Here is a 10,992-nt window from a genome sequence, read left to right as displayed (position 1 = left end):
CATCGGCCACAACAAGGCGGCGGTGGCCCTGGCCAACAAGCTGGTACGGATCTGCTGGGCGGTGTGGTGTCACGAGCGACGTTTCAGTGGCGACTGGCAGAGCGTCAGGCCCGCCTGACGGCGGGGGGTAATAAGGAGGGAATGAAGGTTTCCGGGTGGTTGTGGTGAGACGCGAGACTGTCGGAACAGGCGAGTCCTGCGACGGAGCAAGGCCGATAACAATAGTGATCCTGGTGATCGATTGAACGCTTGGCCCCCGTCGTGCGAACTACAGAGTGGCCAGGGCGGCAACGCCCAACACAGGCCGGATATACGAATGCAACCGCACTGACGACAGGGCTGGAAAAGCTATTGCTCGCCGCTTGTGGGGAGAGTCCATATACCAGTTGTTAGGCTGCTGCAGGAATACATTAGAAAGCCGTTAAGGTTCGATTGCAGCGCTCAAGAGCTACTTCCTCAGCGCTGCGTCCAGCGTTTGGGGCGCTTTTGAGCGTTGGATAAGAGCCAACTTCCTTGAAGTATGAAATGCCACGAGCTACGCATGCGTTTACTTCCGCATTGCCTGTGCTCCCTTTTTGCTTGGTGTCGCAGCCGGTAAGAACAAATAAAACGCAAATGCTTATAGGCAGAATTTCAGCTTTTTTCATGGTTCCCTCCGACAAAGCCTAACTATTATTAGGCGACACGCTATGTCGCGTTCAAGCGCGACATGGTGTCGTATAACATTCCTTGTCGTCTTTTAAGTCCTTGTCTAACCTTGATTTGTCGCGTGAAACGCGACCTTGCGCAAGGAGAAACGCGACATGGATGACGCCAAGCCCAAGCTGCTGGTGCAGGTGCGCCAGCAGATTCGACTGAGAAACTATTCCATTCGGACGGAAGCTGTCTATGCCGAATGGGTCAAGCGCTATATCCGTTTTCATCGCTATCGTCATCCGGCTGAGATGGGGGCGCCTGAGGTCGAGGCGTTTTTGACGCATTTGGCAGTTAATCGCAATGTGGCGGGTTCGACGCAGAACCAGGCGCTGGCGGCATTGTTATTTCTCTACAAAGAGGTATTGGACGTTGATCTCCCCTGGCTGGAGGGTGTGGTGCGTGCAAAGAAGCCAGCGCACTTGCCGGTGGTGCTGACAAGGGAGGAGGTAGCCAGCGTATTGGCCAAGTTGGAAGGTGTGCAGTGGTTGGTGGCTACCTTGCTCTATGGCGCGGGACTGCGTCTACTGGAGGCGCTGCGCCTGCGGGTCAAGGATGTGGATTTTGCCCGTGGCGAGATTCTAGTGCGTGATGGCAAGGGGCAGAAGGATCGAGTCACGATGCTGCCGCGAGTACTGGCCGTGGCGTTACAGGAGCACCTGCGGAGCGTCGAGGCGATCCATCGGCAAGACCTAGCGGACGGCTTCGGTCAGGCCAATCTGCCGTTTGCGCTGGCTCGAAAATACCCCACTGCGGCGGCCGAGTGGGGCTGGCAGTTCGTGTTTCCATCCGGCAGGCGTTCGCGAGATCCTCGCTCCAAGGGGATATTCCGTCATCACCTGCACGAAAAGACAATTCAGCGGGCCGTACGCGAGGCGGTACGGAAGGCCGAGCTGGTCAAACCGGCCACCCCGCACACGTTGCGGCACTGCTTTGCCACCCATCTGCTGGAAAGCGGTCAGGATATCCGCACGGTGCAGGAGTTGCTCGGTCACGCCGATGTGAAGACCACGATGATCTATACCCACGTGCTCAACCGCGGTGGACTGGCTGTGCTGAGTCCGCTGGATCGCTGAGGGCACGCGGGACGGGATCGACTGCGCGGGCTGACTATGCTTAGCGGACCCGGGTAATTGACGGTTTCAGGCGCCCGGGGTTCTGGCGGTGGCGGATGGAGTTGCGCAGGCCACCGCACCTGGCATCTACCTGGGCCGGCGGGTGCGGCAGGCACCGGGGCTCATCGCGGATAGATCTGCTATGAAAGTGCGCCGTCCGCTCAAGGCCCTGTTCTATTGCAATGTGCTGATCGTCTGCCTGCTGCTGGGCTACAAGGCCTATCTGAACCTGGTGCTGGCGGATTTCGAGGCGGTGCACGTCGGCCAGATCGAGGCGATCCAGGCGCGACTGCAGGGGCGTGACAGCTTCAGTTTCGCGGTGGTGGGCGATATCAACAATTCCATCGGTGTGTTCGAGCGACGGATCATCCCCAGGCTCAATGCGTCCGGCGTCGATTTCATGGTGTCCGCCGGCAACGCGGTCAGTGGTGGCGGTGAGGACAAGTACCGGGCCCTGTATGGCTCGCTCAGCCACTTGCAGATGCCCTACCTGCTGACGTTCGGCGAGCATGAATTCGAGGCCTTCGGCAGCTACCGTTTCTACGAGCACTTCGGCCCGCATTTCTACAGCTTTCGCGCCGCGGGCAGTCGCTTCATCTTCCTCGACAGCACCGGCAAGACGTCCTGGCGCTGGCAGCTGCTGTGGTTGCGCGATCTGCTTGGGCGGGCCGATGCCCGGCGTGTCTTCGTCTTCAGCGGCAAGCCGTTGCTAGCGGGGGCGTCCGGCAAGCTCGCGCCCGACTCGGGGAAGTTGCTGCAGCCGCCGGCGTTTCGCCAGGCGTTGCTCACGCTGTTCGCGGGTCATGCGGTGGACGCGGTATTCGCCGCCGGCCAGCCGCCGTTCAGCGAGCAGCGGCTGGGCGCCACGCGTTTTTTCAGCACCGGCGGCGCCGGCGGCCTGCTGCTCGGCGAGGAGGGAGGGTTCCATCATTTTCTCGAGGTCGGCGTGTCGCCCCAAGGCGTCGACACGCGGCTGCAGCGTGTGCAGGAGGGGCAGACGGCCTTGTTCCGCCGGCTCGAGAGCCTGTGGCTGTTCATCTATTCGCTGTTCTACGTCGGCTATCTGAATTTCATCCTGCTGGTGAGCGTGCTGATCATCGCGGCGATCAAGCTGTACACGCTGGCGTTCGTCGATCACGACTATTACCCGAATTTCGACCTCGACCCCTCGCCCTGGACCGAGCGGCCGCTACGGGTTGCAATGTTCACCAATAACTACCTGCCGTTCATTGGCGGGGTGCCCGTTTCGATCGAGCGCTTGCGCTCGGGGCTGCAGGGCCTGGGCAATGCGGTGCTGGTGATCGCGCCCAGCTATCAGGAGCAGCCGCAGGGCGAGCAACAGGTGCTGCGGGTGCCGTCGCTTCTGGCGTTGGGGGCGAAACGGGAGTTTCGCCTGGCCAACATCTTCCAGGGACGCATCGTGCAGGCGGTGCGGGATTTTCGCCCCGACCTGATTCACCTGCACCACCCCTTCTGGCTGGGCTCCCTGGGGCTGTTTCTGGCGCACCGGCTGCACGTGCCGGCGGTGCTGACCTATCACACCCGGCTCGAACACTACGCGCACTTCGTGCCGTTGCCGGGCATGCTGTTTCGCAACCTGATCTCCCATGCCCTGATCAAGCGCTTCGCCAACAAGTGCGACGGGGTGATAGTGCCGACCTACTCCGCCGAGGAGTACCTGCGCATGATCGGGGTGAAGACGCCGCTGTTCATCCAGCCCACGGGGGTCGAATGCGAGCGCTTTCAGGCGGTCACCAGCGAGCAGGTGGACGCGCTGCGCCAGGCACTGGGCCTCCGCGGGGAAAAGGTGCTCATCAGCGTGTCGCGGCTATCCAACGAGAAGAACATCGACTTTCTGATCGAGGCGATCGACGGCCTGCGCCGGCAGACCGACCAGCCTTTTCGCCTGCTGCTGATCGGCGAAGGTCATCAGCGCGAGCGCCTGCAGCGGCGCATCGACGAGTTGCGGCTCGGCCAGCAGTTCCGCCTGCTGGGCGCGGTGCCGCCCGAGCGGATGCCGGCCTACTACCGGCTGGGCGATCTGTTCGTCTTCGCCTCCAAGACCGAAACCCAGGGCATGGTCATTCTCGAGGCGATGGCGGCGGGGCTGCCGGTGGTGGCGGTGCGCTCCAGTGGCATCGATGATGTGATCCGCCAGGGTTACAACGGTTTCAAGACGCCACAGGACAGCGAGCAGTGGGGCGCACGGGTCGCCCAGTTGCTGGTCGACGACGCCTTGCGGCGCGAGCTGGCCGAGCATGCCTTGAGCATGGCCAGGGAGCATTCGATCGAGCAGTTCGCCGAAGGCGTGAAGGAAATCTACGCCACGCTGATGGCCGCCTACCGGGCCGAGTGACCCCTCGGCGGCGCGAAGGGTCTAGAGCCGGCCTTCGCGGCGCAGCCGGCGCAGCACCCAGCGGCGGTAGCACCAGGACAGCAGTGGCTTGAGGCCGGGCAGGCCGAGCAGCCAGGCCAGCGGGCGCAGCAGCGTGGTGCGTGACATCAGCAGGATGTAAGCGTCGAGCTCGCGGTGGATACGGCCCTGGCCGTCCTGCACATGCAGTTCGGTGAGGGCGCAGTAGGGATCGATGCCCAGGCGGCGTAGTTCATCGTCGCGGCCGGTGATATCCACCCACTCGACGCTGTCGTCCTGGGCGCTGAGCTTCTCGTAGCGGCGGCGATCGGCCACGCAACGCGGGCAGGCACCGTCGTAGTAGACCTTGAGCTTGTCGGCCATGGGCATGACCCGATCCGGGGACCTACTGCCAGTCTAGAAGACCGTGGCGCCCCTCAGGGCCAAGGGGCGCGCCGGGCGTCAGAGCAGCTCGGCCCACATGTCGTACTCGTCGGCATCGACGATGCGCACCCGCACCTTGTCGCCGGGGCTGACCGCGGTGCTGGGGATGAACACGCTGCCGTCGATCTCCGGCGCGTCGGCATAGCAGCGGGCCACGGCGCCCTGGTCGTCGACCTCATCGATCAGCACGTCCATTTCCTTGCCGACCTTGAGCTGCAGGCGCGCGGCGCTGATGGCCTGCTGGTGCGCCATGAAACGGTCCCAGCGCTCCTGCTTGACCTCGTCCGGCACCGGCGTGAGATCCAGATCGTTGGCCGGCGCGCCGTCCACCGGCGAATACTGGAAGCAGCCGACGCGGTCGAGCTGGGCCTCGGTCAGCCAATCGAGCAGGTACTGGAAGTCTTCTTCGGTCTCGCCGGGGAAGCCGACGATGAAGGTCGAGCGGATGGTCAGCTCCGGGCACTGCTCGCGCCAGGCCTTGATCCGAGCCAGGGTCTTGTCCTCGAAGGCCGGGCGTTTCATCGCCTTGAGTACCTTGGGGCTGGCATGCTGGAAAGGGATGTCCAGGTAGGGCAGCAGCTTGCCGGCGGCCATCAGCGGGATCAGCTCGTCGACGTGCGGATAGGGGTAGACATAGTGCAGGCGTACCCACACGCCCATGGAGGAGAGCGCCTCGCACAGCTCGGTCATGCGGGTCTTCACCGGCTGGCCGTTCCAGAAGTCGGTCTTGTACTTCATGTCGACGCCGTAGGCGCTGGTGTCCTGACTGATCACCAGCAGCTCCTTGACCCCGGCCTTGACCAGGCGTTCGGCTTCGCTGAGTACTTCGCCGACCGGGCGGCTGACCAGCTTGCCGCGCATCGAGGGAATGATGCAGAAGCTGCAGCTGTGGTTACAGCCTTCGGAAATCTTCAGGTAGGCGTAATGGCGCGGGGTCAGCTTGACGCCCTGGGGCGGCACCAGGTCGATCAGCGGATTGTGCTCTTTTGACGGCGGCACCACCTCGTGCACGGCATTGAGCACCTGCTCGTACTGCTGCGGGCCGGTCACCGACAGCACCGAGGGGTGGACGTCGCGAATCGCGCCTTCTTCCACGCCCATGCAGCCGGTGACAATGACCTTGCCGTTCTCGGCGATGGCTTCGCCAATGACCTCCAAAGACTCTGCTTTCGCGCTGTCGATAAAGCCGCAGGTATTGACCACCACCACGTCGGCATCTTCATAGGTCGGCACGACCTCGTAACCTTCCATGCGCAACTGGGTCAGGATACGTTCGGAGTCGACCAGGGCCTTCGGGCAACCGAGGCTGACGAAACCGACTTTCGGCGTGGCGGGGGTGGACATGCGGCGGACCTCGGGCTTGGGCGAACGGGCGCAGTGAGCGCCCTGATCAAAAAGTGCGCAATCTTAGCCGTAGCTCGCGGGCTTGGCCAGTGTTCTCGATCGTTGGATGGCGTGAAACCGTAGCCCGGTGGGGCGGTGTGCGAGGGGGGCAAGCCCTAAGCCGCCGTCATAGCGGCTGTGGTGGAAGGCTCCGCGGTCGCCGCGAGCCCTCTGCTGACGGGAACCTGGGCCGCGAGTCACTCGCGGCCGGGCAGCATGATCCGCAGGGCGTTGTCGCGCCGCACATGGTGGTGGAACAGGCCGGCGGCGGCATGCAGGCCGATCAGCCAGTAGCCGGCCTCGGCGATCCGCACATGCCAGTGTTCGAACTGCTTGGCCAGGGCATGATCTTTCGCCAGCAATGCCGGCAACTCCAGGCCGAAGAACGGGATGGGCTTGTCTTCGGCGCTGAGTATCAACCAGCCCAGCAGGGGTGTGCAGATCATCAGCAGGTAGAGCGCCAGGTACATCAGCTTGGCGAGCCTGGCCTGCAGCGCGTGCGGGGTGGGCAGGATCCTGGGCGTCGGTGCGATAAGCCGGGCCAGGATACGCAGCCAGACCAGGGCCAGGATCGACAGGCCGAGCAAGAAGTGCAGCTGCTTCATCAGGGCGCGGCCATCGCTGCCCTTGGGGAACAGGCCGCGATATTCCATGGTGAAGTAGACCGCGGCGATCAGCAGCAGCATCAGCCAGTGCAGGCCGATCGACAGCTTGCCGTAACGGGTCTCGGTGTTCTTCCAGGTCATGATGGCTCGGCTCCGGCGCGGTTGCTTGAAAACGCGCCCAGCTTAAGCGGCAAACCTTAAGCGATGCTGAGCAGAGCTCCGCCCGGCGAAAACAAAAAAGGCCACTCGATTGAGTGGCCTTCTTTGGATATCTGGTTGCGGGAGCAGGATTTGAACCTACGACCTTCGGGTTATGAGCCCGACGAGCTACCAGACTGCTCCATCCCGCGGCCGCCATTCTATATGGCTGCGGGTTCTTGTCAATTGATTTGTTGTATTTAATAAATTGCTTAAATCGCCTGGGCCGCCGCGCGGTCGCTAAGCGGGGCTGCAGGGCGAGAGTACGACGCCGAATGGCGGTCTTCGGGATGGGAGCAAGGCCTTCTCGGAAATCTCAGTCGCCAGAAAAAAGCCCCGCATCGCGGGGCTGATTCATCTGGACTGGGCCTAGAGGTCGAAGTCGTATTCGGCCAGCTGCTTGTGCAGTCGCCGCTCTTCGAGGAAGTTGTCGATGATGCGCCGCTTGGTCAAGTTGGTCTTGGCCACTTCGGCGGGGGCTTCAGTGTCGTCTGCGTCGTCTGCAACGAAATCGTCGTCGAGCTCGAGGTCTTCTTTGGCAGTGCTCATGGGCTTTCACTCCAGCTAGGCTACGGGGCGCCTTTTGCCGACCTTATAGCGGCAAAACCAGAGCGGGTAAAAAAGATTTTTTCAATCGTCTGATAGCGGATCTGAATGAACGCTCAATCGTCTGAGGTCTTGTGCTTGTATTCGCACAGGTCTTCGATGCGGCAGCTGCCACAGCGCGGCTTGCGCGCCTGGCAGACGTAGCGGCCATGGAGGATCAGCCAGTGGTGGGCATCGAGCAGAAACTCCTTGGGCACGCACTTCATCAGCTTCTTTTCCACTTCCAGCACGGTCTTGCCCGGGGCGATGCCGGTGCGGTTGCTGACGCGGAAGATATGCGTGTCCACGGCCATGGCGTGCTGGCGGAAGGCCGTATTGAGCACCACGTTGGCGGTCTTGCGGCCGACCCCGGGGAGCGCCTCGAGGGCTTCGCGAGTCTCGGGTACCTGGCCGCCATGTCGCTCGATCAACAGGCGGCAGGTCTCGATGACATTCTTCGCCTTGCTGTTGAACAGCCCGATGGTCTTGATGTACCCCGACAGTCCTTCGACACCCAGGTCATAAATGGCCTGCGGCGTATTGGCCACCGGGAACAGCTTGGCGGTGGCCTTGTTCACGCTCACGTCGGTGGCCTGGGCCGAGAGGATCACGGCGATCAGCAGCTCGAAGGGCGTGGCGTAGGCCAGTTCGGTCTTGGGCTCGGGGTTGTCTTCATGCAGGCGCCGGAAGATCTCGTAGCGCTTCGCCGCGTTCACTCGATGACTCCGGTGACCCTGACCCGGCGGCTTGGCGCTGGGGCTTGCGGTTGCCTGGCCTTGGCCCGTGCGACCAGGCTCTCATCGATGCGGTTCTTGCCGGCGATCAACAGGCCCAGGACGATGAAGGCACCCGGAGGCAGGATGGCCAGGAGGAAACCCTGGTATTCGGGAATCACGGTCAGCTGCCAGTTGGCCGCCAGGGGGCCGAACAGCAGGTGCATGTTGGCCAGCAGCGCGCCGGTGCCGAACAGCTCGCGCAGGGCGCCGAGGACCACCAGCACGGCGCCGAAGCCCAGGCCCATCATCAGGCCGTCGTAGGCCGAGCGCGCCGGGTCGTGCTTGGCGGCGAAGGCGTCGGCGCGGCCGAGGATCACGCAGTTGGTGGTGATCAACGGGATGAAGATGCCGAGGATCTGGTAGAGCTCATAGGTGAAGGCCTGCATCAGCAGCTCGATGCAGGTGGTCAGCGCGGCGATGATCATGACGAAGGCGGGCAGGCGCACCGCGGTATTGACCACGCCGCGCACCAGGGACACGGCGGTGTTGGAGCAGATCAGCACCACGGCGCTGGCCAGGGCCAGGCCCAGGGCGTTGACCGTCGAGTTGCTGACCCCGAGCAGCGGGCAGAGGCCGAGCAGCTGCACCAGGCCCGGGTTGTTCTTCCACAGGCCGTTGAGGGTGATCTCGCGGTAACTGGTCATGGTTGCTTCTCCGCCGAGCCGAGCAGCTGGTTCTTGTGCGCGTCGAAATACTGCAGGGCCTTGTGCACTGCCTTGACCACGGCCCGCGGGGTGATGGTAGCACCGGCGAACTGATCGAACTGGCCATGGTCCTTCTTCACCGCCCAGCCCTCTTCACCGGGGTTGTCCAGGGACTTGCCCTCGAAGCTGTGAATCCACGGGCTCTTGGCCAGCTCTATCTTGTCGCCCAGGCCGGGGGTCTCCTTGTGGCTGAGGGCGCGGACACCGGCCAGCTGACCATCGGCGCGGATGCCGACCAGCAGGTGGATGACCCCGCCATAGCCATCCGGCGCGGTCGCCGGCAGGATCAGCGCGCTGGGCCGGCCGTCCTTCAGCGCGAGGTAGGCCGATTGGGTGCGCTTGCTGCCCAGCAGCAGCGGGTCGTTGACCGAAATGCGGTTGTCCAAGAGCTGGTTGTCGTAGCTGCCCGGCGGCAGGATTTCCGCCAGGGTGCGTACCTGGGCGGCGCGCTCCGCCCTGGCGATCTGCTTGGCGGTGCCAAGCTGCACCAGGGACACGACGCCGACCGTGGCCACGGCGAAGAGGCCGAGCACCAGGCTGTTTTTCAGCATCGAACGGCTGATCTCGGGCAGGGCCACGTTCATTCCCCCATCCTGAAGCCGCGGGTCGGCTTGCGGTGGCCGTAGGTGCGCGGGCGGGTGTAGTAGTCGATGGTCGGAGCCGCCAGGTTCATCAGCAGCACGGCGAAGGCGACGCCGTCCGGATAGCCGCCCCAGGCGCGGATCACGTACACCAGCACGCCGACGCCGACGCCGAAGATCAGTCGACCGAGGTTGCTGGTGGCGCCGGACACCGGGTCGGTGACGATGAAGAAGGCGCCGAGCATGGTGGCGCCGCTGAGCAGATGGAACAACGGCGAGCCGTGCGAGTCGGAGCCCGAGCCGTTCCAGAACAGCAGGCTCATCAGCGTCAGGCTGACGAGCATGCCGGCCGGCGCATGCCAGCTGAACAGACGCCTGTACAGCAGGTACAGGCCGCCGGCGAGGAAGGCCAGGTTGATCGCCTCCGCGCCCACGCCACCAAAATGGCCGAAGGCCGGATGCTGCGCCCAAAGCTCATCGATGGTCAGGCTCTTGTTGGTCTTCAGCGCGTCCAGGGCGGTGGCCTGGGTCCAGCCGTCAGGCAAGGCGGCGAGGCCGAAGATGTGTTGCAGGCCGTCGAGCAGACCCACCGTGTGCGGCGCCGGCCAGCTGGTCATGGCCAGCGGGAAGGACACCAGCACCACCACGTAGCCGATCATCGCCGGGTTGAAGGGGTTCTGTCCTAGCCCGCCATAGAGCTGCTTGCCGAAGACGATGGCGAAGCCACAGGCGACCAGGGTCAGCCACCAGGGCGAGTAGGGCGGCAGGGCCAGGGCCAGCAGCACCGCCGTGACCAGGGCGCTGTAGTCCTTGAGAAAGAAGCCCACGGGGCGCTGGCGCAGGGCCAGGATCGCGGCTTCGAATCCCAGGGCGCAGGCGCTGGCCCAGACCAGGTTGATCAGGGTGCCAGGGCCGAACTGCCAGGTCAGGGCGAGCACGCCTGGAAGGGTGGCCAGCAGCACCTGCAGCATCACCTGCTGGGTACGGTTGTTGCCCTTGGCATGGGGCGAAGTGATGCGGGGCAGGGCCATTGGCGCTCCGGTCGGATACGGCTGCAGGGTGCGTGGCTGGCACCCCAGGCTGTGATGTTTAGTGGCGTGGCCCGCATGCAATCTACTGCCACCTGGCGGCAGCTGCCTGCGAGCCACGCATGACGAATCAACTCTCTGTGTGTTCCTGCAAGCGGCGTTCCGCCTCGCTCAGGCGCTGGCGTGCGGCGTCCAGGGCTTCGGCCGTGGTGTGCTCGTCGCGCTCCAGCTTGCGCAGGTCGGCGCGGGCGAAGGCCACTTCGGTTTTCAGCGCGCGGGTGGCGTCATCGACTGGGCGCTTGTCGCTTCGCACCAGTTCCGGCGCCGGCTTCTGGCTGGCCGCCTCGGCCGCGTGCAGGGCCTGCTCGGCGCTGGCGACGGCGGCCCTCAGAGGCTCCAGGTCCGTTTCGCCAGCGGCCGCTTTCTCGGCCTTCTTCAATTCGGCACGCTTCATCGCCAGTTCGATCTTGGCCTGCTTCAGGGCGCCATCATCTGCCGCCTTGGGCGCGGAAGTAGCCGGGGCCTCC

Annotated in this window: 11 protein-coding genes, 1 tRNA gene and 2 pseudogenes; 3 read left to right on the top strand and 11 right to left on the bottom strand. The window is 63.9% G+C overall.

The genetic code is table 11. From position 1 onward, the window contains the following. Positions 1-118: pseudogene (locus AB5S05_RS14070) on the top strand (IS110 family transposase); the annotation flags it as partial. 292 nt (positions 119-410) lie between these two features. Here AB5S05_RS14070 and AB5S05_RS14065 read toward each other — a convergent pair. After that, on the bottom strand, positions 411-647 hold the full coding sequence (locus tag AB5S05_RS14065) for a hypothetical protein (protein ID WP_369288148.1): 237 nt from the start codon (positions 645-647) through the stop codon (positions 411-413). A 156-nt stretch (positions 648-803) separates the two neighbouring features. Between AB5S05_RS14065 and AB5S05_RS14060 the strand changes: the two genes are divergently transcribed. Both AB5S05_RS14060 and AB5S05_RS14055 read left to right on the top strand, forming a co-directional pair. Next, positions 804-1,769 carry an integron integrase gene (locus tag AB5S05_RS14060; RefSeq protein ID WP_369288147.1) on the top strand — a complete coding sequence of 322 codons (966 nt, stop codon included), beginning with the start codon at positions 804-806 and terminating at the stop codon, positions 1,767-1,769. A 181-nt stretch (positions 1,770-1,950) separates the two neighbouring features. Beyond that, the gene (locus AB5S05_RS14055; RefSeq protein WP_369288146.1) at positions 1,951-4,164 is read left to right on the top strand and encodes a glycosyltransferase; all 2,214 of its coding nucleotides are present in this window, start codon (positions 1,951-1,953) and stop codon (positions 4,162-4,164) included. A 21-nt stretch (positions 4,165-4,185) separates the two neighbouring features. On the opposite strand, the gene AB5S05_RS14050 is transcribed toward AB5S05_RS14055, so the two are convergent. The 10 genes and pseudogenes from AB5S05_RS14050 to AB5S05_RS14005 form a co-directional block, all read right to left on the bottom strand. Beyond that, a complete protein-coding gene (locus tag AB5S05_RS14050; protein ID WP_369288145.1) occupies positions 4,186-4,551 on the bottom strand; it encodes a DCC1-like thiol-disulfide oxidoreductase family protein in 366 nt (121 codons plus the stop codon). 72 nt (positions 4,552-4,623) lie between these two features. Next, on the bottom strand, positions 4,624-5,949 hold the full coding sequence (gene rimO, locus AB5S05_RS14045; RefSeq protein ID WP_369288144.1) for a 30S ribosomal protein S12 methylthiotransferase RimO: 1,326 nt from the start codon (positions 5,947-5,949) through the stop codon (positions 4,624-4,626). A 236-nt stretch (positions 5,950-6,185) separates the two neighbouring features. Further along, a complete protein-coding gene (locus tag AB5S05_RS14040; RefSeq protein WP_369288143.1) occupies positions 6,186-6,734 on the bottom strand; it encodes a cytochrome b in 549 nt (182 codons plus the stop codon). Positions 6,735-6,866: 132 nt separating this feature from the next. After that, a tRNA-Met gene (locus AB5S05_RS14035) sits at positions 6,867-6,943 on the bottom strand. Between the two features lie 217 nt (positions 6,944-7,160). Continuing rightward, positions 7,161-7,340 carry a PA3496 family putative envelope integrity protein gene (locus AB5S05_RS14030; RefSeq protein WP_369288142.1) on the bottom strand — a complete coding sequence of 60 codons (180 nt, stop codon included), beginning with the start codon at positions 7,338-7,340 and terminating at the stop codon, positions 7,161-7,163. 113 nt (positions 7,341-7,453) lie between these two features. After that, a complete protein-coding gene (gene nth / locus AB5S05_RS14025; RefSeq protein WP_369288141.1) occupies positions 7,454-8,092 on the bottom strand; it encodes an endonuclease III in 639 nt (212 codons plus the stop codon). Continuing rightward, positions 8,089-8,796 carry an electron transport complex subunit E gene (locus AB5S05_RS14020; protein ID WP_369288140.1) on the bottom strand — a complete coding sequence of 236 codons (708 nt, stop codon included), beginning with the start codon at positions 8,794-8,796 and terminating at the stop codon, positions 8,089-8,091. Before AB5S05_RS14020 ends, nth begins: the two co-directional genes overlap by 4 nt. After that, positions 8,793-9,440, bottom strand: a complete 648-nt coding sequence (gene rsxG, locus AB5S05_RS14015) for an electron transport complex subunit RsxG (RefSeq protein ID WP_369288139.1) — start codon at positions 9,438-9,440, stop codon at positions 8,793-8,795. The genes AB5S05_RS14020 and rsxG overlap by 4 nt, the downstream gene beginning before the upstream one ends. Then, positions 9,437-10,468, bottom strand: coding sequence for an electron transport complex subunit RsxD (gene rsxD, locus AB5S05_RS14010; RefSeq protein WP_369288138.1), 1,032 nt, complete (start codon positions 10,466-10,468; stop codon positions 9,437-9,439). The genes rsxG and rsxD overlap by 4 nt, the downstream gene beginning before the upstream one ends. 127 nt (positions 10,469-10,595) lie before the next feature. Next, positions 10,596-10,992 (bottom strand): annotated as a pseudogene (locus AB5S05_RS14005) (electron transport complex subunit RsxC); the annotation flags it as partial.

Origin of the sequence: Pseudomonas zhanjiangensis (assembly GCF_041027545.1) — a bacterium.
In the GTDB taxonomy this organism is placed as follows: domain Bacteria; phylum Pseudomonadota; class Gammaproteobacteria; order Pseudomonadales; family Pseudomonadaceae; genus Aquipseudomonas; species Aquipseudomonas zhanjiangensis.
Note: the sequence above shows the minus strand (reverse complement) of the source record. Positions and strands in the feature narration are given on the sequence as shown.